The organism is Enterobacter sp. SES19 (assembly GCF_011765665.1).
Classification (GTDB): Bacteria; Pseudomonadota; Gammaproteobacteria; order Enterobacterales; family Enterobacteriaceae; genus Enterobacter; species Enterobacter pseudoroggenkampii.
In genome coordinates this window covers 2,592,105-2,618,254 of record NZ_CP050320.1, presented here as the reverse complement: position 1 = coordinate 2,618,254, position 26,150 = coordinate 2,592,105, and the positions used below count along the sequence as shown (strand labels likewise).

The following is a 26,150-nucleotide window of genomic DNA, read 5'->3' as shown; positions in this document are numbered from 1 at the left end:
GGAGTCCATTATGTCGGCAGGAACCATTACCCTGACAAACGGGTCCGCTATTGTTGGCGGTTCCGGAACCTCATTCGCAACCGAACTCGCCGCAGGTGATTTCATTGTTTCGACTGTGGGCGGTGTGCCGTACACGCTGCCGGTGAAAACGGTCGACAGTAATACCCAGCTGACGCTGGTCAGCAACTATACCGGGCCTACTCGATCCGGTGCGGCCTGGTCAGCGGTTCCCCGTGTGGCGCTGAACATGGTCACTGCTGCGCTGGTGGCGCAAAGTGCTGAAGCGCTGCGTGGACTAAATTACGACAAACAGAACTGGCAGCAGGTTTACAGCGCAGCCGGAAACATCACAGTGAAACTGCCAGACGGCACTACCTTCACCGGCCCATCATGGAAATATCTGTCTGACAATATGGCAACCAAGAGCGGTGGGGCCGTACCTGTTAACCAGGGCGGTACCGGTTCGACAACCGAATCAGGCGCTCGCAAAAACCTCGGTTTGGGAGATCTGGCAACTGAAAACAGTAGTGGTATCAGAAAGCAACTTCTAAAAGTTGACCCACAACTAGGAAGCACGGTTGAACTTAATGTTTTTATTCCCGGTGCCGGTGTGAAAAATGGTTCGGGATTAGTTTTCAAACGTCCTGCATCTGATGGTTATGTCATCATGCAGTACAACACCTCAGGAGATTATGAGGTCAGTAACGTAATCATGGGAATCGATACTGCGTCACGTAACGTTTCTTGGGATTTCCAGTTGTCAGGAAACGCTGTTGCGAATGCCGGCTCATGGCTGAGCAATTCCGATAAAGAGATCAAAACCAACATAAAGGTTATAGAAAACCCGCTTGATAAAATGCGAATGATGCATGGATATACCTGGGAGCGTCTGGATGATGCACCTCCTGGGCAGGGTTTTATTGCACAGGAGCTTATGAAAGTCATGCCGACGGCAGTTTTTGAGGGAGGACGTACCGAACTTAAAGACGGTACGGTAGTTGAGAAAACCTTATCGGTAGATGTGCCTGGTGCATCAGCAGCACTTCACCATGAGGCTATCCTTGCTTTAATGGATGAAGTTAGCGGGATCAAAAGGATGATGAGCGAGCTGACTGCTGGGAGGTAGTCGTCTCAGCAACTTACTTTTTTTGGTTGAATAAACAATCAGCGGGCATTTCCACCCGCACGCAGACGAACTGGTCAGCAGGGATATCGACAGGATCTCCATCGTTTATACCGTCCTGTTCGTTCCTGGCGAATGCTGGTGCATCAGAGTGTGTACGATGATAGGTTTTGACCAACACAGAACCATCGGCATTAACCTCATAATCCAGCCAAATCAGCGGTTGTTTATTCCGGTCTGTGGGAATCTCAAACCCTCCGTCGATCCCCCCCCAGGCAGCGTCTGAATTGAGTGCTTCACAACCTTCAATCAGATATTGGCCGACATCCAGACGAGAGACAGTAACCCCTGCTGATTCGTCGTTAGTTTCATAATCACCATCTTTAAAGATCTTCACTACTGGAGAAGCTCGCTTAAGAAAACCGTTCGCATCGACCGTTGTATTATGTGAGTGCCACAGCTCCATCACCGTAATATTTCCAGTAGGTATTGTGGAACTGTAAGATGCCTTTGCAATGAACGCCCTGTTTGACTGCCCATACCCTATACCCAATTCTCCCCACTCAGATGATGTCGGACCCGGCAATACCTGAATTACACAACTTTCAGGAAACAATGCCCCAGCTACTCCCGGCTCATATATCCCATCCCAGATTTTTTGAACTGGGTTTGCTGATGATCCTCGCCCGGAATGGACGGTTGCAATGTCTCCAGGATTTAAACCAACATTTTTCAGAGCTGCACTTCCTAAACCGACGTTTTATAGATTGCTCCTGAGCGGCCTAGCCGATAACTTCACCTGATTTTTTTGCAGAAATAACTGGGTGAAAAATATGCAAATTGGCTATGTAAGGGTGTCAACAAATGACCAAAATACGGATCTTCAGCGGCAAGCGCTAGAACGCGCAGGATGTGAACAGATTTTCGAAGAAAAAATGAGCGGAACTGTGGCAAACCGGCCAGCACTCAAAAAGCTTCTAAAGGCATTGAATGAGGGGGATACGCTGGTGGTTTGGAAGCTGGACCGCCTTGGGCGCAGCATGCGTAATCTGGTGCTGCTGGTGGACGAACTCCGGCAGCGCGGTATCCACTTTAAGAGCCTCACAGACAGTATCGATACATCAAGCCCGATGGGTCGCTTCATCTTTCATATCATGTCAGCCCTGGCGGAAATGGAGAGGGAGTTGATTGTGGAACGCACCCGGGCAGGTCTTGCTGCAGCTCGTGAGAAAGGGCGAATCGGCGGCAGGCGTCCGAAGCTTACCCAGGACCAATGGGCGCAGGCCGGGCGGTTGATAGCGAACGGTGTGGACAGGAAGCAGGTAGCGATAATTTATGACGTTGCCGTCTGCACGTTGTATAAAAAATTCCCAGTTTCAAAATCGGCTTAAATCTGTTCACACTGAGTTGCGGCCATAAAATTTACAAAACTCATAATTCGAAGTTGGATAGAAACTTAGAAACGAAACGGCGAAGCTTTAAGCAGAGATGGTAGTGTCTCCATCTTGCGGACATTTACAAATAAAACTACTGTATATAAAAGCAGTATTTGAGGTGTGTGCAATGGAATTCATCAGGCCAACAGAACTGCGAGAAATTATCGCTCTCCCGCTTTTCAGTGACTTAGTACAGTGTGGTTTTCCAAGCCCTGCTGCTGATTACGTTGAACAGCGTATCGATCTCAATGAGTTACTGGTTTCCCACCCGAGCTCAACATACTTCGTCAAAGCCGCGGGTGATTCAATGCTCGAAGCCGGGATCAGCGATGGTGATCTGCTGGTGGTGGACAGCTCGCGCACAGCTGAGCACGGTGACATTGTCATTGCCGCGGTGGAAGGGGAATTCACTGTTAAGCGTCTGCAGCTGCGCCCGACCGTGCAACTCAATCCTATGAACAGCGCTTACTCGCCGATAATTGTCGGCAGCGAGGACACGCTTGATGTGTTCGGTGTCGTGACTTTCATCGTGAAATCGGCGAGCTGAACATGTTTGCGCTCTGTGATGTGAATTCGTTCTATGCATCATGCGAGACGGTGTTTCGGCCCGACTTAAAAGGGTGCCCAGTGGTTGTTCTTTCGAATAATGACGGCTGTGTAATAGCACGCAGCGCCGAGGCCAAAGCCGCTGGAATTACTATGGGAGAGCCATTCTTTAAGCAAAAGGATCTATTCCGGCGCGCTGGTGTGGTTTGCTTCAGCAGTAATTACGAGTTGTACGCAGATATGTCGAACCGGGTAATGACGACGCTTGAGGAAATGAGCCCCCGCGTCGAAATTTACAGCATCGACGAAGCTTTTTGCGACCTGACTGGCGTTCGCAACTGCCGGGACCTGACTGACTTCGGGAAAGAAATCCGCTCTAAGGTTCTGAAGCGTACACACCTGACTGTCGGGGTTGGCATTGCTCAGACAAAAACACTCGCTAAACTGGCAAACCACGCCGCCAAGAAATGGCAGCGCCAGACTGGTGGGGTGGTTGATTTGTCCAATATCGACCGGCAGCGTCGGTTGTTGGCTATTGTGCCTGTAGAGGACGTGTGGGGCGTCGGCAGGCGTATAAGTAAGAAGCTTAACGCCATGGGCATCAAAACGGCTTTGGACCTCTCAGAACAAAGCACCTGGATTATCCGCAAACACTTTAACGTGGTACTCGAGCGAACGGTCAGGGAGCTGCGCGGCGAGCCATGCCTCGAGCTGGAGGAGTTTGCACCAGCTAAGCAGGAAATCGTCTGCAGCCGGTCTTTTGGTGAACGCGTCACAGAATATGAGCAGATGCGTCAGGCCATCTGCAGCTATGCGGCCCGTGGTGCTGAAAAGCTTCGTGGTGAGCACCAGTATTGCCGGTTTATCTCTGCGTTCGTGAAAACCTCTCCCTTTGCGCTTAACGAGCCGTATTACGGTAACAGTGCGTCCATGAAGCTTCTTACCCCCACTCAGGATTCACGCGACATCATTAACGCCGCGGTAAAGTGCCTGGACAAAATCTGGAAAGACGGACACCGTTACCAGAAAGCCGGCATTATGCTGGGTGACTTCTTTAGCCATGGTGTGGCCCAGCTCAACTTGTTCGACGAGAACGCGCCGCGCGCTGGTAGCGATAGGTTGATGGAAGTTCTGGATTATCTGAACGCGAAAGATGGAAAGGGAACGCTTTATTTTGCCGGGCAGGGCATACAGCAGCAATGGCAGATGAAACGGGATATGTTATCTCCACGATATACTACGAGGTATTCAGACCTAATAAAAGTTAGATGATTCTTTAAACGGTATATTCATTCGAACCTAATTATCGGCTATGAGTATTAAGAGTAATATGTCTACTACTATGCTTTTGTAATGTAAATAAGCCCCTGCAATTATACAGGGGCTTATGGATATGATGCCGGGTGCCTCCCGGTGAGTCATTGAGCTAACCACTCGTGACTCGCTGCTTCAGAAATTCACGATGAGCCGCTTGATATACAAATCATCAGGTTAGTTAGCCCTGCCGCTGAGGAGGATTCATCATAAAACCGAATGTAACAGCAATGCTTAGCAAATGATACAAAATTTACTGATGTGCCTCATGATTTTCTTTCGCAGTTTTCACGGTCACGGTATTTTCAGATGGTGAAGGTTAAAATATCGATGTTCATTTTTTTACTTTAAGTCTTGAAACAAAGGTTAAGGTTTTATCTTCTGGGCAAATCATTAGAAAAATTGCTGTGGGAGACTCTTCTAAACGTGTAATTCCATGCAGCATCTGGTAGAGTCTTTTTTTTAGTTTTTCTGCTCCATCTTTTTCAGACTCCCACTCTAAAACTGCCTGACCCTCTGAACCAATGAATGCATGGGATGGAAGTTTAACGCCTCGGTTTGACTTACTTGAATAGTTTCGGTCATGCAAGAGACCTAAGATAAGAGGGTTAATATTATTATCTGAGAATGGGGCTTCAATAACTATTAATACTGTGTAATATAGAATTTTCATGGAAGCCTTATGGTTTCTTCAGCAATAAAGTCATATTGCCATGGTGTTGGATGTACATGTCTTAATTATAAATGTTTGTGTGGGGGTAAAAAAAAGCCTGCGTTAAGCAGGCTATAATAATTAAACGTAGTTATAATAATGATTTCATGAACGTTGGCGTTGAATCCCTTGCGTCAAAGATACTTCTGCGCCGCATCTAATATTTCCTGAGAGGTAAGCTCTCGATCTGATGCCACATAGACCACTTCATGGTCACCTGTTAAAGAGGGAAAACCTGCTGACATTATCTGAAGGTTTATCACTTCTCCATTAGGATATTCTTCGCGTATTGATGTCACACCTTTAAGCACAGTGATAACTTTACTTGGCTTACCATTAAAAAAAATGATTACTTTTTTCATATATCACCATGTATTTTGAGGGCTTTTAGCCCCTGCAGGTGTTCGAAAGGGGGCTGTTTGTTCATTTTTTTTGCCTCTATCGAAATTAAAACAAGCATTATACTGACTTAACGTGTACTGTAACGGTCCATTTGAACTGGAGAAGTCTATGTCAGCACGTAAAAACACTCAATTCCGCCGAAATTATTTAGTAAAATGTCCTTGTCCAAACTGCTCAAAAGATTCCGAACATAGTTACAATCGTGTACAAAAGGGGGCTCAATTGGTGTGCCCATACTGCTGTGCTTTATTCAAATCTCCCCAGCGCTTCTAAAAAATTAAAAAAAATAAGAAGTGATGCTTTTAGAGGCTGCCTAACCTCTTACGCACTTTAATATTTTATAAGCAGTTAGCTTCTGCTTTGAGACTGTTCATGCAGCAGTCCTGCATTTCATCACATCGGTCAGCAAACTTGATGGTAAGTAAATATGCTGGCCTGTTGTAATGATGTGCGTAACCGAACAATCACCTTCCACTGATAAAGTCATGCTGGCTTAAGTAAACCATCTAAAAATTATCTATCGCAAAGTGTTACCTTGGCAGCGATTGGACCTTTAGTTCCAGCTATGATAGCGAATTTGACTTTTTGTCCTTCAAATAGAGTATTAAATTTTTCTCCCAGCAGGGAAGAAGTGTGAACAAGAACATCTTTACTTCCATCGAGTGGGGAGATAAAGCCAAACCCCTTATCTTCGTTAAACCACTTAACAAGGCCTATGATTTTAGATGACATACAAACTCCGTTTGAACATTTCAAACTGACAAGCAAGCTCATGATAAGAAACGTATGCTGGTATATGTTTGGACTCAAGAGGAGGAGGTATCAGAGATAACACCTGGTTATGAGAACGGCTTTTGGAAAAGTTAGATTCATCATCGCAACGAATCAGTCAAACCATTAAGGCACGTGCTGAATGATTAAGCAAATTTTATTTTAGCCTTCCGGAAGGCCAATAAAATAGGATTAGCTATTATTAACCAATCCTGTATAGTCAAATCTGGATTGCCATTAGGAAAATATTTGTCTCGTAAAATGACAGGAATTGTCAAAAGTTTTGACTTCAAGAGCGGAAAGGGATTGGTTATCCCATCAGATGGCAGAAAAGATGTTTTTTTACATATTTCTGCATTAAGTAATAATGAAAGCCAAACGTTAAAACCTGGCGTTCGTGTTGAATTTTATCGTATAAATGGGCTTAGTGGTCCGATGGCTGCAAATATATTTCTTTCTTAAAGTGAGATAAAATTGAACCAAATATAAAGTACACATCAAAAGTACATCAGATTATATATCTATTTGTTCTATCAATTTTCTCCCCTGATTTTTTACATTTCCTACTTCACGGGTCACAGCATGCCAGATAAACATCTCAGCTGGTACAGAGCCGTCAGATACAATCTCTTCCGCTTCTTTCCCTCCAACGTCCTGGCGCATCCATTCCCGGGCCGCTTCAGGCGATAGGACCAGGGGCCGGCGGTCGTGAATATCCACTAAGCCTTTGTCAGCGGCAGACGTTACTATCAGAAAACCTTCTGCCTCATCGCCTCGCTCGAACGGCGTGCTTCCGATCGCCGCCATGAATATGGGCTGGCCGTCTACCCGGTGAATGAAGTAGGGCTGTTTCTTGTCGCCTTCATTCTTCCATTCAAACCAGCCATCTGCAAAGCAGATCGCCCGGCCATGCTGCCATAGCGGTTTAAACATTCTGCTTGTGGCCGCCGTCTCTACGCGCGCGTTAATCAGTGGCTGCTTATCCCACCACCCGGGCGCGTAGCCCCAGAACACCGGATCGAGATGCAGTTGCTCGTCTCGTTCGCTCAGCAGCAGGACTTTGGTTCCTGGCGCAACGTTGTACCGGCCAATAGGTTCCGGGTCATAGGCAATGTCACGATCGGCTTCGTCGGCCAGGTAAGCCAGATATTCTTCACGGGTTTGTGCTTGTGCAAAACGTCCACACATAGAAACCTCCAGTCAGTCAGACTGAAAGTATAGGGCAGGGAGAAAAAGAGGTACGTACTGAGTAAAGTTAGGGGCAAATTTAGGGGCAAATTTAGGGGCAAAAATGCGGAATAGAGGCAAAAAAAGGGCACTGAAAATGTAGATCTGGGTAGCTTTAGGGAGAAGTTATTATGCTATAACTAATTGAATAAGCGGAGAAAATAAATGATATCAATGAGTTGGGAAAATCAGCGTAGCTTATTCAGGTTGTATTGTTCTTTTTTGTTAATCTCTTGATTCTCTTGCATTGAGTACTACCTTCGGAGCCAGCGGGGCAAAAATTGTATGCCGCGTATGGTACGGATTCCGGCGGCGAATGCCAGCACGTTTTGCAGCGAGGTTATATCTGGCGTTGCAACACTGTCAGCGTGCGCTGTGGTTTCAAGACCTCCTATAGCATCTTACTCGTCCTGGTTTTCCATATTTGTTCTAAGACGGGAGGAAACTTGTATGGCATAAGAGCGTTAAACGAACATCAAAAGGAATGACGTTATGTCGCTATATGACCTCAAAACCGAAGCACTTGCATTACCGGAGACTTGGCACTCTCATATATTAGGCCGTATTGGAACTGCGAATCTCAAAGTTTTACGCATGGATGAACACTCAGTGATTGAAGAGGTTCATGAGTATGACGAGGGGTTACTGGTCATTGATGGGCGTCTGGAGCTGAGCGTGAAGGGTAAAAAAATCTCTGTGACGTCTGGACAACTTTATGTAGCCAAAGCTGGCACTCCCCATACTGTCGAAACAGGCAGTTTTGGCACACTGGTTATCATTGATTTACCAGAAACGGAAGTGGCCTCGCTTTAAGCAGCTTGCGATGAAGTGTCAGGGTGTCGTTTTGATCTGGCTCTCAGTCTACCTGAAATTAATGAAAACGTATCAGCAGGGCTGCCATTCGGTGGCCTTATATCTTTCCCCTCGATGATGTCGTTTATTGCGCCATGGGAGCAGACCAAATATTCGGGTCAGAATGAAAATTTTCGACGCCTGACATGGTAATTATTATGTTATCTACCATGATTAAGACGATGACAATTCAATCGCTTCAGCATCGCTGAAGCGGTTACCTCACTCTAATCGAGAACCCTAAATGCGCCATGCATCTATCCCCGTAGCTGCAGCCACGGCAATATTTTTGCTGGGCGTTTTTATCATCAATTTACAGGTTTGGTATTCTGCACGGGCTGACAGCCTTGCAGGGGCGCACTATGTTGTGCGGAACATGAACGTCATTCTTAAAGAAGCCCGTCATGCGACCCAGATAGCAATGCAGCTTGCTGAGAATGAGTGTGATGCTGAAGGACAGTATCGGCTCGGCACTGAAGCGGCATTACAACCGCATCTGAGAACGATCGTTATTCTGAAACAAGATGCGGTATGGTGCTCCTCTTTACCGGGAAATCGCGTGTTGTTGGTTAACGGCTCAGCGCTGCCTCAGGCATCATTGCTACTCGTTCCAGCGAAAAGTACGGTCAACGGCCTGCCGGTTCTCTTATACCAGACAAATCATGCCGGAAGCCGAATCATGGTGAGCATCAGTGACAGCCATATCCGGGATGCGCTGAATATGCCATTACGTGGCGTGGGATATTCACTGAACGTCGGCGATCGTATCTTAGGCCAATCAGGCGATGTGTTGACGGCAGCCCATTCGAACAAAGATGTACTGACGGTAAAAGATGCTGATTTTCCTTTCGCGATTCAATTTAACGCTCCGCCTCTGTTTAGCCTGACGAGATTATTCGACCAGGCCGGTGGGGTGTTGTTATTTCTGTTGCTCATTTCCTCTCTTCCTGCTTATCTTTTGCAGCGTTATCTCTCTAAGGATATTTCGCCTGAGGAATCTCTGCGTACTGCCATCTACAGAAATGAAATTATTCCCTATTACCAACCCGTCGTGAGCGGAAAAGAGGGCACCTTGCGTGGCGTAGAAGTGCTGGCCAGATGGAAGCATCCGCAATCGGGGTTTATTTCTCCCGCGTCCTTTATTCCTCTCGCTGAAAAATCAGGGTTAATTATTCCGTTAACTCAAAGTTTAATGAGACAGGTTGCAAAGCAGATGAATTCTATTTCAACGTTGCTGCCAGAAGGGTTTCACGTAGGAATGAACTTCAGCGCTTCTCATATCGTTGCGTCCACCTTTGTTGAAGAGTGCCTCCACTACAAACACAGTTTTATTCAACAGGATCTTAATCTTGTCGTTGAGGTGACCGAGCGCGAACCGCTCCACATCGATGAACATCTCGTTAAGACGCTGAATGAGCTGCATAACAACGGATTTGCTATTGCCCTGGATGACTTTGGTACGGGATACTCAGGTCTATCCTATCTGCAAGCGCTGCATATTGATTACATTAAAATCGACCAAAGCTTTGTTGCCAGGGTTAACGCGAATGAGGATTCAACGTTGATCCTGGATTCGGTGCTGGAGTTGGCAAAAAAACTTTCAATTAGTATCGTGGCGGAAGGTGTTGAAACAGAAGAGCAGCTTGATTACCTCACGCGCAATCATATCCGTTTTTTACAGGGTTTTTTCTTCTATAAACCTCTTCCTTTCAAGGAGCTGCTCAAAGTTCTCTTGTCGAAGCCAAAAGTTAAAGTGAGGGTGGAATGAGGTTTAACCCGCAATCAGCGTTTCAGCCTGAAACATTTCTAAGATAGCGTATACTCCCTCTTCCAAAACCGCTCAACAACCCGGTGGCTTGTGCTATGACCCTCAATCGCTTTTGTTACTTACTCCTGATCTTTGCTGCAATCGGTAGCTTTCTGGCCTCGAATCCTGTGGTGATGTGGTTTCTGCTGATCAATGTGCTGACGTTGGCTCTGTATGGCGCTGATAAAATGGCGGCGCGTAAAGGGATGCGCAGGGTACCGGAAGCTACGTTGCTGGTATTTGGCGTGACAGGAGGTTGGCCTGGCGCCATTGTGGGCCAGCAGCTTTTTCGCCATAAAACCCAAAAGCAGCCCTTCAAAACCTACTTTTTCTTAAGCGTCGTGGTCAGCATCGGCATGATGGCGGTGCTTTACCATTTCTCTCCTGTTTCTTCTTTATGAACGTATTGACATCAAGTTAACTTGAGCTTTTAAGATGCCAGCACTACGTTGATAAGGGAGTAACATCTTAAAATGAAAGAGATTGATGTAGGTTTCACTCATGTCGCGTTTATGGTCAGAGACCTGGAAAAGAGTATTGCCTTCTATCGTCGCTATGCCGGTATGGAGGTCATTCATTTGCGTGAACCCGATATGCCTGATGCAAGAAAAGTGGCATGGCTTAGCGACCATACTCGTCCTTTTGCACTTGTTCTTGTACAGGCCGATACCGTGACCGATACGCCGCTGGGTAGCTTCGGGCATCTGGGTATTGCCTGCGCGACCCGCGAAGAAATTGACAGAAAAACCGCGATGGCCACCGCTGAAGGCGTGCTAAGGAAAGCGCCTGAGAACGTAGGCGATCCCGTCGGCTACTATGTCTTTTTTGCCGATCCCGATGGAAATACGTTAGAACTGTCATTTGGACAGCGTGTCGGTCTGGAAGCGATTCGAACGATGAATCGGGATAAATAACGCGGGTAAACGTCCGGAACGAAGAAATGGGGCGCATCGCACGTCGTTAATTAATCCTCCATCACTGCCAATAGTAGTAGGACTATTCTTAAGTGGTTGCTGTTTTTTGCACAATCTGAATAATACGTGCAACAACAAGGAAGACAACATCCCATGAAAATAAATTCTATTATACTGGCAGTGCTGTCTGTCTTTTCTGCGCCTTCCTGGTCTGCTTTTCAGGAACGGGAATATAATACCTGGTATATCAAAAATGCGGTCCTTTATGATATGACACAAACCTCGGAAGGCTTTCCCGTCATGGTGAGTGTTTCTCAGCCAGGGCGAAAATCCGCTAACTTGCTGGTGTCATATATTACTGAAGGCCGTTGTGGTGATAATAACCTTCCGCTAAATGTGAATGGTAAAGTCCTGCCCGCTAAATATGATTGTGTTCAGATAGGGCAGAACAGAATTGAACATTTTTCAGTGGTGGATGCGGACAGCGTCAATGGCATGGTGACGCATTTGAAATCTGATTTCACTATTCTCCTGCAAAACGATATCAAAATTTGGGCGGCAAATATAAAAACGCCAAAATACGGGCTGGCACCGAGATTCTAACGATGAAATGTCTGTCTCGCGACAGGTATTATTTCTATCATGGTAATCATTTATGAAATAATAGTGTCGTGGTGTTATTAATCAAAATAAGGGGTAAGTGGCCCTGTTTTTTTACGTATTGAAATGGACTGTATGCTAAACGGTACGAAACCGCACAAATAATCCTTTCTGATATTATGGATAAAGCTCACTACCAGACTTACGCTTGCTAGCGGCGTTTTAGTTGTTCAGCACATCTTTACTGGTAAGGAGCAGAATATGTCGCAACGTAATAGTCTGGATTTACTAAGCCGTAAAGAGGGAATGTGTCTGTTAGAGCAAAGCATGGGTTTTGTCTGGCAGGCAGCACTTCGGGCGGTCGCGGTATTAGGGGTCGCAGATCGTCTGGTTGAAGGAAAAAAATCCGTTACGCAACTGGCGGAGGAGCTTAGTGTCGATGGCGACTATCTTCATCGGATCATGCGCTTATTGTCCTCTCGCGGGGTGTTCAACGAATTATCTGAAGCTGAATACAGTCTTAGCCATTCAGCACAATTCCTCTGTTCTGAGCATGAATTTTCCTTGCGTGCGGCGGTGCTCATGCTGACAGACCCAACATTCTGGCAGCCAGCGGCTAAAATGGATGAAATATTGCAAGGCAAACCTGTTTTTAATGATTTGTTTGGCAAGCCTTTTTACGACTACTGGCAGCATGATGACACGATGACTGACAGCAACATTTTTCATGCGGGTATGGCCTCTATGTCATCCGTAGAGAATGAAGTCATCGCAGATAGCTATTCGTTCCCTCAAAACGCTGTCGTTGCCGATATCGCCGGTGGGCTGGGTAACTTATTGTTGGCCGTTTTACGTCGAAATCCGACCTTAACGGGGATCCTCTTCGATCAAAAAGACGTGCTTGAGCGGAATCGACTGCACCTGTTAAAGGATAATCGTCGATGGAAGACCGTTGAGGGCAGCTTTTTTGAATCCTGTCCTGTAGCGGACATTTACCTGCTTAAATATATTTTGATGGACTGGCCTGATGAGAAGGCCATTCAGATCCTTCAATGCTGCAGAAAGGCTATGAAAGAAAACTCCCGGCTATTAATTTTTGAGCCGCTTATTAAAAAAGAAAATAATGAACAGGGACGATTTGAAATTGACCTTCTTCTGTTAACAAGTTTTGATGGAGGGCGGGCACGAACAGAGTCTGAGTATCAGGCCTTGTTTGAACAGAGCAATCTGAAATTGAACAAAATAATAGACACCCGTTCGTATTTGTCGATTTTAGAAGTCATACCTGCCTGAACTGTTTAAATAATATTCACAGAGCATGTGCCCGGCATTCCGTTTTACCGTATTCCTGCTACGCTTGTCTCTTGTACCAGGAGCATGAATATGAAAAACAAAGATGAACAAACCGGATTAGTGGGGCTGGCGATTGGGGCCGCCGTCATTGGGCTGGTTTCAGCGCAGAAACCGATCCATCGCAACAGTATTGTCGATGAGCTGGTCAGGCTGGGCAGGCAAAAAGGCGATGGTGTAGAAGACGAGGTTTTCGTGAAAGCCGCCGAGTTGGTGAGAAAAGGGGTATAGCCTATGGCTGAATGTCGTAATGCGCAGTGCCATTGCGGTGCGGTGGCCTTTACCGTTGCGCTCACGGATGGCCTGAATACCGCGCGGCGCTGCAGCTGTTCTTTTTGTCGCATGCGGGGTGCGGTCGTCGTCTCTGCGCCGCTGTCAGGGATTACCGTGACAAAAGGTGAGGATAAGCTCACGGAGTACCGTTTTAACACGGGAACGGCACGGCACTTCTTCTGCTCGGTGTGCGGGATCTACACGTTCCATCAGCGGCGTTCCAATCCAAACGAATACGGCGTGAATGTTGCCTGCTTTGAAAACGTCTCACCGTTCGATTTCTCTGAGGTGAAGGTAATGGACGGGGTAAACCATCCCTCGGATGGAGACAGCGGGGTGTTTGGCTATCTCTCTTTTCGCAAGAAAGGGACAGTTGAGGCGTAATTGCCGCCTGGCCATTCTTTAATCAGCCTGGCTATAGTGGAGGGTGGTTATCTGAAACAGGAGAGACTATGCTCTGTGTTGAAAAAGACGATCCGCGAGAGGCGCCTGAATCAGGTGATAAAAAGCCTCAACCGGTGAAAAAATAACGCGACCTGTGCGTTTATCCGCCACCGGCACTGCTGGTGGCTTTTTGTTTCCGGAACACAGTTAACCACCATCCAGATGGTTTAACAGCGCGCCGAGATGCCCGACAACATCAGCAAAATCAAAAATTAACGCCATCCACAGCAAGGCTAAAAGGGCAAGTACGGCAAGGGATACACGACCAAACAACGCTGTTATCCTTAGTGACGAAAGGGCTATCACCTGAGTTTAACCCGTTTTCTTTCAACTTACCTTCAACCAACCCTTTTCTGAAACTGTCTTTTGTGACGTACTTCAAAAAAAATTGAGCCCGCATCATAATGCGGGCTCTGGCAATCAGAACTGGTAAACCAGACCTAACGCGACGACATCATCCGTGCCGATGCCGTTGTTTTTGTAGAAGCTGTCATCTTCATCCAGCAGGTTAATTTTGTAATCAACGTAGGTGGACATGTTTTTATTGAAGTAGTAGGTCGCGCCTACGTCAGCGTATTTAACCAGATCCTGATCGCCCTGACCGTTGCCCAGATCCTTACCTTTAGACTGGAGGTATGAAAGGGTCGGACGCAGGCCGAAGTCGAACTGGTACTGCGCGGTCACTTCGAAGTTCTGGGTTTTGTTCGCCACGGCGTCGGTGTTATCACCGTACGGCGTCATATTGCGGGTTTCAGAATACATTGCCGCCAGGTAGATGTTATTGGCGTCATATTTCAGGCCCGCAGTCCATGCATCCGCTTTGTCGCCGCCCGCTGTGGTATGCATCACCTGCTCGTTGGTACGGTCAGAAGAGGTGTAGGCTGCACCTGCGGTAATGCCCATGCCGAAGTCATAGGTAGTAGAGATACCGAAGCCGTCGCCGTTCTCGTGACGCGTGTCGCGACCGTTGTTGGTGCCTTCCTGGTTGTTGCTGGCGTCTTCATTTTTGCCCTGATACTGCAGCGCAAAGTTCAGACCCTGCACCAGACCATAGAAGTCGGTGTTACGGTAGGTGGCCACGCCGTTGGCACGGCCGGTCATGAAGTTGTCGGCTTTAGTGTAGGAGTCACCGCCGAACTCAGGCAGCATATCGGTCCAGCCTTCCACGTCGTACAGCACGCCATAGTTACGACCGTAATCAAAGGAACCGTAGTCGCCCACCTTCACACCAGCGAAGGCCAGACGCGTCCAGGACTGGTTATCAGACCCTTCGGTGTTATTGGCCTGAATGTTGTATTCCCACTGTGCGTAGCCGGTCATCATGTCGTTGATCTGGGTTTCGCCTTTGAAGCCCAGACGCATATAGGTTTGATCCCCGTCAGCGCCTTTATCATCGGAGAAATAGTGCAGACCATCTACTTTTCCGTACAGATCTAATTTGTTGCCGTCTTTATTATAAATCTCTGCTGCATGAGTTGCGCCAGCCATTAACAGAGCCGGAATCATCAGGGCCAGTACTTTTCTTTGCATTGTGATATTCCTTTGCAGTTGTTTTTATTTAATTACCTGTTGAACTTCCTGAATGAGAAAGTTGTCTCATGCTAAATCACTCCTGTGTAAGAGTAATAAATTATAATTGTTACGAACTAAGTAAAATCTAAACCGAATAAATCAATGGTAATGGTCATCTGTTTGATGAATGTATTAATGCAAAACATAATAAATTAAAATTATTAATCAGGCATTAGTTAAGCTATTCTTGGCGGCGTTATATGCCTTTAAGATTATTTATCCATAATTCGCGTGAATAATATTTAGGAAACTAAATAGATATTTATTGATTATCTGGATTCGCCCGGTGTGAATACACCGGGTTTTTTTATGGCAAAAAAAAGCCCGGACACGCCGGGCTGAGAAACTAGTCGCTGGTCGATTTTTCGGCTTTACCCGCCAGCTGCGCCAGGAAATCATAACGTTTTTGCAGATCGGCCGCGGCGTCTTTCCAGAGCTGTTCGGCCACTTCCGGCTGCTGCGCGTTAAGGCGACGGAAGCGTTGTTCCTGCATCAACGTCTCGGCCAGGGCATCTGACGGCGGACGTGAATCCAGCGCCAGCGGTAACTTACCCTCGTCCGCACGGCGCGGGTCGAACCGGTACAGCGGCCAGAAGCCGGTCGCGGTCAGCTGACGCATCTGGTCGTGGCTGAGTGCCAGGTCGTAGCCGTGCTCTTCACAAGGGCTGTAGGCAATGATCAGCGACGGGCCTGGATACGCTTCCGCTTCCTGGATGGCTTTTACCGTCTGGTTAAGCTGGGCACCCAGCGAGATTTGCGCGACGTAAACGTGACCGTACATCATCATGCTCACACCGAGATCTTTGCGCGCCTTGCGTTTACCGTGTTCACCGAATTTCGTCACAGCGCCTAACGGTGTGGCTTTCGACGCCTGGCCACCGGTATTGGAATAACACTGTGTATCCAGAACCAGGATATTGACGTTTTCAGTCAGGCTCAACACGTGATCCAGTCCGCCAAAGCCGATATCGTAAGCCCAGCCGTCACCACCAATCAGCCAGATCGATTTTTCGACCAGGGCGTCAGCGTCGGTCAGCAGCTGTTCAGCGCCCGCCACGCCCTGAAGCGCGCGACGCAGCTCAGCAACCTGCTCACGCCGTTCTTCAGGCGTCGCGTCCGCGTGAAGCGCGTCATTAAGCTCAGCAGGGAGCTGCCCGGCAAACTGTTCCAGCAGGCGCATCACGCGTGCGCGGTGCTGGTCAACGGTCAGGCGGAAGCCCAGGCCGAATTCGGCGTTATCCTCGAACAGCGAGTTTGCCCACGCGGGACCGCGACCGTTGGCGTCAGTAGTGTACGGTGTGGAGGGCAGGTTACCGCCATAGATAGACGAACAGCCAGTAGCGTTGGCAATCAGCATGCGGTCACCGTACAGCTGGGTAAGCAGCTTGATATACGGCGTCTCACCACAGCCGGAACAGGCTCCGGAATACTCAAACAGCGGCGTAATCAGCTGTGACGTACGAATATCAATGCGTTCCAGTTTGCTACGATCGATTTCCGGCAGATTCAGGAAGAAGTCATAATTGACCTTCTCCTCTTCAACGTGCTCCAGACGCGACATCATATTGATGGCTTTAATCTCCGGATCCTGCCTGTCTTTCGCCGGACAGACCTCGACGCAGAGGTTACAGCCGGTGCAGTCTTCCGGCGCGACCTGCAGAACGTATTTCTGTCCGCGCATATCGCGGGATTTCACATCCAGCGAATGCAGGCTGGCTGGTGCAGTTTCCATCTCTTCCGGTGCAACCACCTTGGCACGTATGGCAGAGTGCGGGCAGGCTGCCACGCAGTGGTTGCACTGGGTACACAGCTCTTCCTTCCAGATGGGGATCGCTTCGGCGATGTTTCGTTTTTCCCAGCGGGTGGTGCCCATCGGCCAGGTGCCATCTGGCGGCAGCGCAGAGACGGGCAGGGCATCACCCAGCCCGGCCAGCATCGCCGCCGTCACGGTCTTCACGAAATCAGGCGCCGCATCGGACACGACCGGAGGGCGGTTCGGACTTGCGGCATTGACCGGCTGCAGCGGGACTTCGAACAGCGACTCGCGTGCCAGCGCCAGCGCCTGCCAGTTACGTTCGACCAGCTCCTGGCCCTTGCTACTATAGCTTTTAGCAATCGCACCCTGCAGTTCTACCAGCGCGCTGTCGCCCGGGAGGATATTGGTCAGATGGAAGAAGGCCATCTGCATTACGGTATTAATACGTGCAGCAAGGCCACATTCGCGGGCAATTTTTGCGGCGTTAACCACATAGAAACGGGCTTTTTTCTGGTTTAGCACCGCCTGCACTTCCTGCGGCAGGCGCGCCCAGACTTCGTCCGCGCTGTATGGCGTATTCAGGAGGAAAATACCGCCGGGCTTCAGGCGCTCGGCCATCTGGTATTTATCGATAAACTGCAGCTGGTGACAGCCAACAAAATCAGCCTGAGAAATAAGATACGCAGAGCGGATGGGCTGTTCGCTCACCCGCAGATGGGAAACAGTCAGACCGCCGGCTTTCTTGGAGTCATAGACAAAATACCCCTGGGCGTACCACGGCGTGGAGTTACCGATGATTTTAATGTTGTTTTTGGTCGCAGAGACGCTGCCGTCACTGCCCAGACCATAGAACAGCGCCTCAAGTTTGGCGGTTGAGGGCAGGGTGTTTTCCGGCAGCGACAGGGACAGATTCGTCACATCATCATAAATGCCGACGGTAAAGCGCGGCTTGGGCTTCGCTTCGCTGAGCTCGTTGAATACCGCCAGCACGCAGTCCGGACCAAACTCCTTGGACGATAACCCATAGCGACCCCCGATCACGCGCGGCAGTGTTTCACGTTCGCCGTGATTAAAGGCCTCGGCCAGAGCAGTCATCACATCCAGATACAGCGGTTCCGCCTGGGCGCCCGGCTCCTTGGTGCGATCGAGCACCGCAACGGTACGCGCGGTCCCCGGCAGCGCAGAGAGCAGATGTTTCGCCGAGAACGGACGATAGAGACGTACTTTAAGCACGCCAACTTTTTCGCCGCGCGTCAGCAGCTCATCAACAACTTCCTCGCAGGTGCCGATGGCCGAGCCCATCAACACAATGACCCGTTCCGCCTGTGGATGGCCGTAGTACTCAAAGGGTTTGTATTCCCGGCCGGTCGCGGCGGCAAAGTCATTCATCGCCTGTTCAACATGGTCGTAAACCGCGTTGTACCACGGGTTCGTGGCCTCGCGGGACTGGAAATAGGTATCGGGGTTCGCCGATGTGCCGCGAATAACCGGGTGTTCAGGGTTAAGGGCCCGGGCGCGATGCGCGTCGATGTCCGTCTGCGGAAGCAGATTCAGGATAGTATCGTCAGCCAGCGGGACGATTTTGTTGATTTCGTGAGAGGTGCGGAAACCATCAAAGAAGTGAATAAACGGCACGCGGCTTTTGAGCGTGGCAATATGCGAAATTAAGGCAAAGTCCTGAGCTTCCTGAACGCTGCTGGCGCACAGCATCGCGCAGCCGGTCTGGCGTACGGCCATCACGTCAGAGTGATCGCCAAAGATAGAGAGCGCGTGGGTGGCAACGGTACGCGCCGCGACGTGCAGAACGAAGGGGGTCAGTTGCCCGGCGAGTTTGTACAGCGTCGGGATCATTAACAACAATCCCTGAGAAGAGGTAAACGACGTGGAAAGCGCGCCGGTCTGAAGCGCGCCGTGCACCGTGGCAATCGCACCGGCTTCCGACTGCATTTCAACCACTCGCGGGACATCGCCCCAGACGTTTTTTAACCCGTTACCCGCCCAGGCATCCGCCTGCTCAGCCATGGTAGAACTTGGCGTAATTGGGTAGATGGCGATAACTTCACTGGTGCGAAACGCGACTGAGGCAACTGCACCATTACCGTCAATAGTTTGCATAGGACAACACCCTTACATTGCGCAAAAAATAGGGGTCTGTATTACGGCAACAAACCCTGAATATTATCTGTGTATTCTAGCAAATGGGTGATTTTACGATTTTCGCTTTTGTGTCCTCGGTATTCTCGCCATCAATGAGTAGATCAAACTTTTGGCGAAAAAATTGCGAGAAATTGTTTCTGAAGCGCATAAATACGCACTTTCGCTCTCGACGACACGGGATGTGATGCCTATTATGCATAGGTTTCGCTTTATTCATGGGGGAGAGAGCATGCGCTCAGCATTTTGGTTAGGGTGTGCCGCATTATTGTTGTCGGCATGTAGCAGTGAACCCGTTCAGCAGGCAACGGCAGCCCACGTGGCGCCGGGAATGAAGGCGGCGATGTCCAGCTCGGGTCAGGCTAACTGCGCAATGATTGGCGGTTCGCTGTCCGTCGCCCGTCAGCTGGATGGTTCTGCTATTGGGATGTGCGCCTTACCAAATGGCAAACGCTGTAGCGAACAGTCGCTTGCCGTTGGAAGCTGCGGTAACTACTGATTATTCTGCACGCTTAAACATCAGCGTTTTATCGGCCGTGGCCAGCGTTAACTGGTCTTCAGTCAGGTCGACCTGCGCCCCTTTGCGCAGCATGTCGCCGATGGCCTGATCCAGCTCATTCAGCTGCGGTTCAGTACAAAGCTTGCGCGTCATGGCCAGCGTTTTAACCTTAAGCTCGCCTTCGGACAATTTCCCCTGTCCGTTGAAGCGGTTACACATCTGGCCAGAAACGCTGATGTTATTAACCAGGCTGATATCTGGCAGCGCGCTAAAACCGATCTCAGGTTGCGTTGTCGCACTCTTCACTGCCTTACCGTTTACATTTTCCAGCACAAAGCGGTGGTTCTGAAGTTGCTCCGGCTGAACGGAGGCTTTACCCGGATTAACGCAGCCGGTAAGGACAAGACTAATAACGCTTAACGCAATGAGCTTTTTCATTTTTCTTCTCAAACTATTAACACTGTGAATCTTTTTCCAGTGTAACGATACTCTGCCGTGCGTTAATGGGGTTTATCTGAAAGTGCGGGGGGAGGTACCGGGCAACGCAGCGGTTGCCCGGGATGACGTTAATGCGATTTAAACCCTGCCGCCGTCATCAGCATACGGAAGAGCATACTGACCGCAGCCAGCGCCAGTACGCTGCCGCCCCAGATAATGACCAGCCACAGCAATCTTTTCCAGACCGGTTGTTGCATCAGTGATAACCCTCCCCATGCTGAACTTTGCCGCGAAACACGTAGTAGCTCCAGAAGGTGTAGACCAGAATAACGGGAATGATCAACAGCGCGCCGACCAGCATAAAGCCCTGGCTTTGCGTCGGTGCGGCCGCCTGCCACAGGGTGATCGACGGTGGAATGATATGCGGCCAGATGCTGATCCCCAGCCCGCTAAAGCCGAGGAAGATCAGCCCCAGCGTCAGAATAAACGGACGGCTATGGCTGTCGGGATTATTCAGGCAGCGCCACTGGTACAGACTAAACATCACCACCAGCGCCGGGACGGGCAGCAGATAAAACAGATTCGGCAGCGTAAACCAGCGCGCAGCGATGGCCGGTTGTGCCAGCGGTGTCCAGAGGCTGATCGCCGCAATAAACGCCAGCAGCACGATTAACAGCGTTTTTGACACCTCACGCATCCGCTGCTGCAATGCGTTTTCGCTTTTCATCACCAGCCAGGTCGAGCCTAACAGCGCATAAGCCACCACCAGCCCCGCGCCGCAAAACAGGTTAAACGCGGTAAACCAGTCAAAGGGGCCGCCGGTATAGGCCCGACCGGTGACGGCAAAGCCGTTAATGACGGCGCCTACCGTCACGCCCTGGGTAAACGTCGCCAGAATTGAACCGCCTATAAACGCCTTATCCCAGAAGGGACGGTGAGCCGGGGTGGCTTTAAAGCGAAACTCAAATGCCACCCCGCGGAAAATAAGTCCGATCAGCATTAACGTCAGCGGAATGGTCAGGGCATCAACGATGACCGCATAGGCCAGCGGAAACGCGCCGAACAGGGCGGCTCCGCCGAGCACCAGCCAGGTCTCATTTCCGTCCCAGACCGGCGCGACGCTGTTGACCATCACGTCGCGATCGTCGGCGTTTTGCGTTGCCGGGAACAGAATGCCGATCCCCAGATCAAAACCGTCCATGACGATATACATCAGCGTGGCAAAGACGATGATGACAAACCAGATAATGGAAAGATCGATACCCATTATGGCTGCTCCTTGTGTTCAGTTGTGACGGCAGAAAGCGGGCGCGCCGGACGTCCGTCGGACTCGGTGGCGAAAGATTCATGCGGCTCCGGGCCTTTTCGGATGAGGCGCACCATATAGCTGTAACCCACGCCGAATACCGAGGTATAGACGACGAAGAAGGCCAGCAGGCTCACGCTCATGTGCAGATCGCCATGGGCAGACACCGCATCCTTCGTTCGCTGGAGTCCGTAGACCACCCACGGCTGGCGGCCCACTTCGGTGGTGATCCACCCGGCCAGGATGGCAATCAGTCCGGATGGTCCCATCAACAGCGCAAACCACAGGAAAGGTCGGGAAGAATAAACGCGCTTTTTATAGCGCAGCCAGAGAGCCGTCACCCCAAGCAGCAGCATCAGCATGCCCAGACCCGCCATAATGCGGAACGACCAGAAGACGATGGTGGAGTTCGGGCGGTCTTCCTTTGGAAACTCTTTGAGCGCCGGTACCTGTTTATCCAGACTGTGCGTCAGAATAAGGCTGCCGAGCGCGGGGATCTCCAGCCCAAAGCGGGTGCGCTCCTGCTCCATATCCGGCCAGCCAAACAGCAGCAGCGGGGTTGGCTCACCCGGCGGGTTTTCCCAGTGGCCTTCAATGGCGGCAATCTTGGCGGGCTGGTGCTTTAAGGTGTTCAACCCGTGCATATCGCCAACCATGGCCTGGATGGGGGCGACAATCAGCGTCATCCACAGAGCCATCGAAAACATCGCGCGGATGGCAGGGGTATTATTGCCGCGCAGCAGATGCCATGCCGCCGATGCGCCCACAAACAGGGCGCTGCTCAGGAACGCGGCTATCGACATGTGCAGCAGGCGGTAAGGGAAGGAGGGGTTAAACACCACCGCGAACCAGTCTACCGGTACCACCTGACCGTTGACGATCTCATAGCCCTGCGGGGTCTGCATCCAGCTGTTCGAGGAGAGGATCCAGAAGGTGGAGATGATGGTCCCCAGCGCTACCATGCAGGTAGCGAAGAAGTGCAGTCCCGGCCCGACTTTGTTCCAGCCGAACAGCATTACGCCGAGGAATCCGGCTTCGAGGAAGAAGGCGGTAAGCACTTCATAAGTCAGCAGCGGGCCGGTAATACTGCCCGCAAACTGCGAAAAGCCGCTCCAGTTGGTGCCAAACTGGTAGGCCATCACCAGCCCGGAGACCACGCCCATGCCAAAGTTGACGGCAAAAATCTTCGACCAGAAATGGTACAGGGAGCGCCAGACCGGATTTTTAGTTTTCAACCACAGCCCTTCGAGTACGGCAAGGTAGCTTGCGAGACCAATGGTGATGGCCGGGAAAATAATGTGAAAGGATACGGTAAAGGCAAACTGTATCCGTGCAAGGTGAAAAGCATCTAAACCAAACATGCAAAACTCCGCGATGTAATTATGTCGATGCCATTCTAAGCCGCGCCAGCTCTGGGTTGCAGAAACAGACCCGGCATATTTACCTATAACAGTTTGCCAGTGTATTATTTATAGATGTGCTTAAAGTCCGCTTTCCGTTAATGACTTTGCTCGAGTAATTGCTCCAGCATTAAATATGGGGTGCTCGTAGCGATCGGTTACGTCACTCACGCGGTAAATTTTCCACTTTCCGTCTTCACGACGCATATAGACTTCAAGATTAAGAAACCCGCCGTTCTCAATACCAATCCTGACAGGAAGAACTTCGCCATTGATGAACTGATGCGCCACACCAACCTCAAGCCGCTTCACCCAGGAGGGATCATAATCCTGAATATAAGCGAAATAATCTGACCCCAGGATTTCCTGTTCAGGAATCGACTCTATCTCGTTAAGTCGGGATAGTGTATCTGCCGCAACGTACTCTCTAAGCTGAGGGTATTCACTATCACTTTCCGCAAAAAACGTCAGATATGTGGAATAAAATTCTTCCGCTCGTTCGGCAGCATTCTGCTGAGGTACGCACGTACAAGCTGATAATAATAACGGCAAAGTAATTATAATCCCCCTCATCATCTACTCATCCTGTAAATCTTATAGGTTGGTTGTGCGCGGCGGTAACCCGGCCCGGGGTACATACTGAGCTGGGTAAAATCTGAGATCCACCGGGTGCCGTCGAACATTGTCATATGGCCGCTTGAATTTCCCCCAGGATAGGGCTGTATTACAGCGACATCTCCGCTAAGCAACGTCGAACCGGGAGGAACCTCCCTAAAACCTGCACGCAAAAGTTTTGGTCCATAATCCTTCGCATCATGTGTGCGTTCAAGCGTAATGCCGCCAGCGATTATGGCACGACGTGTAAACTTCGCGCATTCGTTATGAGAGTGTCCAAGCGCATGCGAGCGGAGGTAAGAAACAGCCGCGTTTTTATTCCAACTCATTGATAATTCCTTTCTGTAAGGTAAGGGCGCAATTCCTGCTTGAGCAAGACAAGTATCAGAGTGTTCATTAGCCTGTTGTTAATACTCTGTGGTTGGTGAGATGAGTAGGCAAAAAATGTTATATATTATGTTTATATTTCATGTGGTTATGTATGTATGGTCGAGGATTGTAAAGATCAATATTTAAAAAGCTGGACGAGCATCAGGGAATAAAAACATTCTTTTTATGAATTTTCCGCATTAAACCGCTTGCTTTGTCGTCAGCGCCGTGCGTTAATGGTCTTCTGGTTTTGAGTCCAAATAAATATCTGACGTAGTTTTATAAAGCAGTTCTCATCACGTTGTGCCTCTCCGCAGCCTCTCTTGGGTCTTTATCTACATTCCGATTCGTTTTGTTTAAAACCATTATGCCCAATCGGCCCATTAGTAATTTACGTTTTAACGTTTCAGGAGAATCCTATGACTTCTTATATCCATTTTCGCTGCCCATGCTGCCATGGTTCGCAGTACCGTACCTCAGCCTTTGATGTTTCTGAGAAAAACCCGTTTGGCGCGAAATGCATTTTTTGCAAATCGCCGATGATCACGCTCGACCACCTGGCCGCCGCGCATTCCGCTCAGAGCCACGTGACCGAATACCGTAAGTAATTCATCTTCCAGACTATAACAGTTAGCTAAATCTTCTCTTTTTCTCCTGCTGATATACACTGTCGGTCATAAGGAGAATCTGATGAAAAAATACCAGCGTCTGGCGCAACAAATTATCTCGCAGATTGAGCTTGGCGTATGGCTGCCGGGCGATAAGCTGCCTTCCCTGCGAGAGCAGGTGGCAAGCAGCGGCATGAGTTTTATGACCGTTGGCCACGCGTATCAGATGCTGGAAAGTCAGGGGCGCATTGTCGCCAGACCGCAGTCGGGCTATTACGTTGCCTCGCGCCCGACCGCACACCAGCCTGCGCCACCCGCTCAGGTGATGCGTGACGAAGCGGTGGATATCAATACCTACATCTTCGACGTCTTACAGGCCAGCCGCGACCCGTCCGTTGTTCCTTTTGCCTCCGCGTTTCCCGATCCCCGTCTTTTCCCGCTTCAGCAGCTCAACCGCTCGCTGGCGAACGTCAGTAAAACCGCGACGGCGATGAGTGTGATTGAGAACCTGCCGCCGGGTAACGTCGATCTTCGCCACGCCATTGCCCGTCGCTACGCGCAGCAGGGGATGAACATCTCCCCGGAAGAGATCGTGATCACCGCAGGCGCGCTCGAGGCGCTGAATCTTAGCCTGCAGGCGGTGACCGAGCCGGGTGACTGGGTGATTGTCGAAAACCCCTGTTTCTACGGCGCGCTGCAGGCGCTGGAACGCCTGAAGCTTAAAGCGTTGTCGATTGCGACAGACGTCCGCGAGGGGATCGATCTCAACGCCCTTGAACAGGCGCTGAATGAGTACCCGGTTAAAGCCTGCTGGATCATGACCAACAGCCAAAACCCGCTCGGCTTCACGCTGAGCGCGGAGAAAAAAGCGCAGCTTGTCGCGCTGTTAACACAGCACAACGTCCCGCTGATTGAAGATGACGTCTACAGCGAACTCTATTTTGGCCGCGACAAGCCGCTCCCGGCGAAAGCGTGGGATCGTCAGGACATGACGCTTCACTGCTCGTCCTTTTCAAAATGTCTGGTGGCCGGTTTTCGCATCGGCTGGGTGGCAGCAGGAAAACACGCGCGGCGCATTCAGCAGCTACAGCTGATGAGCACGCTCTCAACCAGTTCTCCCATGCAGCTGGCGCTGGTGGATTACCTGGCGACCAAACGCTACGACGCTCACCTGCGCCGCCTGCGGCGTACGCTGGCCGAGCGAAAGCAGCAGGCCTGGCAGTCACTTCTGCGCCATATGCCTGCCGGCGTCAAAATTCACCATAACGACAGCGGCTATTTTTTGTGGCTGGAGCTTCCGGCACAGTTGGATGCGGGGCTGCTGAGCGAAAAGGCCTTAACGCACCACATCAGCATTGCTCCCGGAAAGATGTTTTCCACCTCTGACGCGTGGACGCCATTCTTTCGTTTTAATACCTCCTGGGCCTGGGGAGAGCGGGAAGAGCAGGCGGTCATTCAGTTAGGAAAATTAATTAGCACGATGCTGGAATAATGCTTTCTCCGTTATTTAAATAATCAATTCTTATCCTGATGACGGCACTGCGAATATTTCGCGGTGACCTGTCATAGGAAATCTGCATACCGTCTCTCGCGCCTAACTCCTTGTCTATAATACAGTTAACGGGGAATGCGCCCTCGGTCACACCTTGATGAAATTTCCTG

General features: G+C 49.9%; 32 protein-coding genes. 18 read left to right on the top strand and 14 right to left on the bottom strand.

Translation table 11 applies throughout. The features are described from left to right. Positions 1–10 precede the first annotated feature (10 nt). A complete protein-coding gene (locus tag GXP72_RS12420; RefSeq protein ID WP_208762931.1) occupies positions 11–1,126 on the top strand; it encodes a tail fiber domain-containing protein in 1,116 nt (371 codons plus the stop codon). A 13-nt stretch (positions 1,127–1,139) separates the two neighbouring features. Here GXP72_RS12420 and GXP72_RS12415 read toward each other — a convergent pair whose 3' ends face one another. Further along, positions 1,140–1,592 carry a hypothetical protein gene (locus GXP72_RS12415; RefSeq protein ID WP_238599003.1) on the bottom strand — a complete coding sequence of 151 codons (453 nt, stop codon included), beginning with the start codon at positions 1,590–1,592 and terminating at the stop codon, positions 1,140–1,142. A 364-nt stretch (positions 1,593–1,956) separates the two neighbouring features. On the opposite strand from GXP72_RS12415, the gene GXP72_RS12410 reads away from it, so the two are divergent. From GXP72_RS12410 to GXP72_RS12400, 3 genes are all read left to right on the top strand, one after another. Continuing rightward, the gene (locus tag GXP72_RS12410; RefSeq protein ID WP_100122122.1) at positions 1,957–2,514 is read left to right on the top strand and encodes a recombinase family protein; all 558 of its coding nucleotides are present in this window, start codon (positions 1,957–1,959) and stop codon (positions 2,512–2,514) included. Positions 2,515–2,686: 172 nt separating this feature from the next. Continuing rightward, entirely contained in the window at positions 2,687–3,106 is a 420-nt protein-coding gene (locus GXP72_RS12405; protein ID WP_100122046.1) for a translesion error-prone DNA polymerase V autoproteolytic subunit, read from the top strand. A gap of 2 nt (positions 3,107–3,108) precedes the next feature. Next, positions 3,109–4,377 carry a Y-family DNA polymerase gene (locus tag GXP72_RS12400; protein WP_100122047.1) on the top strand — a complete coding sequence of 423 codons (1,269 nt, stop codon included), beginning with the start codon at positions 3,109–3,111 and terminating at the stop codon, positions 4,375–4,377. A gap of 376 nt (positions 4,378–4,753) precedes the next feature. On the opposite strand, the gene GXP72_RS12395 is transcribed toward GXP72_RS12400, so the two are convergent. Both GXP72_RS12395 and GXP72_RS12390 read right to left on the bottom strand, forming a co-directional pair. Continuing rightward, positions 4,754–5,092: a hypothetical protein gene (locus GXP72_RS12395; RefSeq protein WP_126328652.1), complete on the bottom strand. Its 339-nt coding sequence runs from the start codon at positions 5,090–5,092 to the stop codon at positions 4,754–4,756. 173 nt (positions 5,093–5,265) lie between these two features. Further along, positions 5,266–5,493 (bottom strand): hypothetical protein, encoded by a 228-nt coding sequence (locus GXP72_RS12390; protein ID WP_025910815.1) that lies wholly within the window; start codon positions 5,491–5,493, stop codon positions 5,266–5,268. A gap of 148 nt (positions 5,494–5,641) precedes the next feature. Here GXP72_RS12390 and GXP72_RS22640 point away from each other — a divergent pair, with 148 nt between their 5' ends. Further along, entirely contained in the window at positions 5,642–5,806 is a 165-nt protein-coding gene (locus tag GXP72_RS22640) for a YnfU family zinc-binding protein (RefSeq protein WP_213758942.1), read from the top strand. Positions 5,807–6,046: 240 nt separating this feature from the next. On the opposite strand, the gene GXP72_RS12385 is transcribed toward GXP72_RS22640, so the two are convergent. Then, the gene (locus GXP72_RS12385; protein ID WP_126328651.1) at positions 6,047–6,265 is read right to left on the bottom strand and encodes a cold shock domain-containing protein; all 219 of its coding nucleotides are present in this window, start codon (positions 6,263–6,265) and stop codon (positions 6,047–6,049) included. A 288-nt stretch (positions 6,266–6,553) separates the two neighbouring features. Here GXP72_RS12385 and cspF point away from each other — a divergent pair, with 288 nt between their 5' ends. Next, on the top strand, positions 6,554–6,766 hold the full coding sequence (gene cspF / locus GXP72_RS12380; RefSeq protein ID WP_244319915.1) for a cold shock-like protein CspF: 213 nt from the start codon (positions 6,554–6,556) through the stop codon (positions 6,764–6,766). 51 nt (positions 6,767–6,817) lie between these two features. Here cspF and GXP72_RS12375 read toward each other — a convergent pair whose 3' ends face one another. After that, on the bottom strand, positions 6,818–7,492 hold the full coding sequence (locus GXP72_RS12375) for an SOS response-associated peptidase (RefSeq protein ID WP_208762930.1): 675 nt from the start codon (positions 7,490–7,492) through the stop codon (positions 6,818–6,820). A 531-nt stretch (positions 7,493–8,023) separates the two neighbouring features. Here GXP72_RS12375 and GXP72_RS12370 point away from each other — a divergent pair. From GXP72_RS12370 to GXP72_RS22635, 9 genes are all read left to right on the top strand, one after another. Then, entirely contained in the window at positions 8,024–8,344 is a 321-nt protein-coding gene (locus GXP72_RS12370) for a cupin domain-containing protein (protein ID WP_208762929.1), read from the top strand. Positions 8,345–8,627: 283 nt separating this feature from the next. After that, a complete protein-coding gene (locus tag GXP72_RS12365; RefSeq protein ID WP_208762928.1) occupies positions 8,628–10,151 on the top strand; it encodes a cyclic diguanylate phosphodiesterase in 1,524 nt (507 codons plus the stop codon). A 95-nt stretch (positions 10,152–10,246) separates the two neighbouring features. Next, the gene (locus GXP72_RS12360) at positions 10,247–10,591 is read left to right on the top strand and encodes a DUF1294 domain-containing protein (protein WP_048991959.1); all 345 of its coding nucleotides are present in this window, start codon (positions 10,247–10,249) and stop codon (positions 10,589–10,591) included. A 72-nt stretch (positions 10,592–10,663) separates the two neighbouring features. Beyond that, the gene (locus GXP72_RS12355; RefSeq protein WP_024907226.1) at positions 10,664–11,104 is read left to right on the top strand and encodes a VOC family protein; all 441 of its coding nucleotides are present in this window, start codon (positions 10,664–10,666) and stop codon (positions 11,102–11,104) included. 153 nt (positions 11,105–11,257) lie between these two features. Then, positions 11,258–11,707, top strand: a complete 450-nt coding sequence (locus GXP72_RS12350; RefSeq protein ID WP_024907227.1) for a hypothetical protein — start codon at positions 11,258–11,260, stop codon at positions 11,705–11,707. Between the two features lie 258 nt (positions 11,708–11,965). Beyond that, on the top strand, positions 11,966–12,997 hold the full coding sequence (locus GXP72_RS12345) for a methyltransferase (RefSeq protein WP_208762927.1): 1,032 nt from the start codon (positions 11,966–11,968) through the stop codon (positions 12,995–12,997). A gap of 90 nt (positions 12,998–13,087) precedes the next feature. Beyond that, positions 13,088–13,285: a hypothetical protein gene (locus GXP72_RS12340; RefSeq protein WP_023312007.1), complete on the top strand. Its 198-nt coding sequence runs from the start codon at positions 13,088–13,090 to the stop codon at positions 13,283–13,285. A gap of 3 nt (positions 13,286–13,288) precedes the next feature. Beyond that, entirely contained in the window at positions 13,289–13,711 is a 423-nt protein-coding gene (locus GXP72_RS12335; protein WP_032647497.1) for a GFA family protein, read from the top strand. Positions 13,712–13,779: 68 nt separating this feature from the next. Beyond that, positions 13,780–13,857 carry a hypothetical protein gene (locus GXP72_RS22635; protein WP_223239581.1) on the top strand — a complete coding sequence of 26 codons (78 nt, stop codon included), beginning with the start codon at positions 13,780–13,782 and terminating at the stop codon, positions 13,855–13,857. Positions 13,858–13,918: 61 nt separating this feature from the next. Here GXP72_RS22635 and GXP72_RS22775 read toward each other — a convergent pair whose 3' ends face one another. The 3 genes from GXP72_RS22775 to nifJ all read right to left on the bottom strand — a co-directional run bounded on the left by GXP72_RS22775 (position 13,919) and on the right by nifJ (position 19,214). Next, positions 13,919–14,044 (bottom strand): hypothetical protein, encoded by a 126-nt coding sequence (locus GXP72_RS22775; RefSeq protein WP_280115393.1) that lies wholly within the window; start codon positions 14,042–14,044, stop codon positions 13,919–13,921. A gap of 147 nt (positions 14,045–14,191) precedes the next feature. Further along, positions 14,192–15,301 (bottom strand): porin OmpC, encoded by a 1,110-nt coding sequence (gene ompC, locus GXP72_RS12330; protein ID WP_024907230.1) that lies wholly within the window; start codon positions 15,299–15,301, stop codon positions 14,192–14,194. 388 nt (positions 15,302–15,689) lie between these two features. Next, positions 15,690–19,214, bottom strand: a complete 3,525-nt coding sequence (gene nifJ, locus GXP72_RS12325; protein ID WP_208762926.1) for a pyruvate:ferredoxin (flavodoxin) oxidoreductase — start codon at positions 19,212–19,214, stop codon at positions 15,690–15,692. A gap of 271 nt (positions 19,215–19,485) precedes the next feature. Here nifJ and GXP72_RS12320 point away from each other — a divergent pair, with 271 nt between their 5' ends. Continuing rightward, entirely contained in the window at positions 19,486–19,752 is a 267-nt protein-coding gene (locus GXP72_RS12320) for a DUF333 domain-containing protein (protein WP_024907232.1), read from the top strand. On the opposite strand, the gene hslJ is transcribed toward GXP72_RS12320, so the two are convergent. The 6 genes from hslJ to GXP72_RS22630 all read right to left on the bottom strand — a co-directional run bounded on the left by hslJ (position 19,753) and on the right by GXP72_RS22630 (position 23,840). Beyond that, positions 19,753–20,190, bottom strand: coding sequence for a heat shock protein HslJ (gene hslJ, locus GXP72_RS12315; RefSeq protein WP_208762925.1), 438 nt, complete (start codon positions 20,188–20,190; stop codon positions 19,753–19,755). It abuts the gene before it with no gap. Between the two features lie 128 nt (positions 20,191–20,318). Continuing rightward, positions 20,319–20,447 carry a DUF2474 domain-containing protein gene (locus tag GXP72_RS12310; RefSeq protein ID WP_090416742.1) on the bottom strand — a complete coding sequence of 43 codons (129 nt, stop codon included), beginning with the start codon at positions 20,445–20,447 and terminating at the stop codon, positions 20,319–20,321. After that, positions 20,447–21,457, bottom strand: a complete 1,011-nt coding sequence (gene cydB, locus GXP72_RS12305; RefSeq protein ID WP_090416744.1) for a cytochrome d ubiquinol oxidase subunit II — start codon at positions 21,455–21,457, stop codon at positions 20,447–20,449. Before cydB ends, GXP72_RS12310 begins: the two co-directional genes overlap by 1 nt. Next, positions 21,457–22,857: a cytochrome ubiquinol oxidase subunit I gene (locus tag GXP72_RS12300; RefSeq protein ID WP_090416746.1), complete on the bottom strand. Its 1,401-nt coding sequence runs from the start codon at positions 22,855–22,857 to the stop codon at positions 21,457–21,459. The genes cydB and GXP72_RS12300 overlap by 1 nt, the downstream gene beginning before the upstream one ends. Before the next feature lie 120 nt (positions 22,858–22,977). Continuing rightward, the gene (locus GXP72_RS12295; RefSeq protein WP_244319914.1) at positions 22,978–23,472 is read right to left on the bottom strand and encodes a YbjP/YqhG family protein; all 495 of its coding nucleotides are present in this window, start codon (positions 23,470–23,472) and stop codon (positions 22,978–22,980) included. Then, positions 23,469–23,840, bottom strand: coding sequence for a hypothetical protein (locus tag GXP72_RS22630; RefSeq protein ID WP_090416748.1), 372 nt, complete (start codon positions 23,838–23,840; stop codon positions 23,469–23,471). The genes GXP72_RS12295 and GXP72_RS22630 overlap by 4 nt, the downstream gene beginning before the upstream one ends. A gap of 459 nt (positions 23,841–24,299) precedes the next feature. On the opposite strand from GXP72_RS22630, the gene GXP72_RS12290 reads away from it, so the two are divergent. Together GXP72_RS12290 and GXP72_RS12285 are read left to right on the top strand one after the other, a co-directional pair. Next, complete coding sequence (locus GXP72_RS12290; RefSeq protein WP_032645155.1) at positions 24,300–24,488, top strand: hypothetical protein; 189 nt, start codon at positions 24,300–24,302, stop codon at positions 24,486–24,488. Positions 24,489–24,570: 82 nt separating this feature from the next. Further along, entirely contained in the window at positions 24,571–25,980 is a 1,410-nt protein-coding gene (locus GXP72_RS12285; RefSeq protein ID WP_090416750.1) for a PLP-dependent aminotransferase family protein, read from the top strand. Positions 25,981–26,150: the final 170 nt, after the last annotated feature.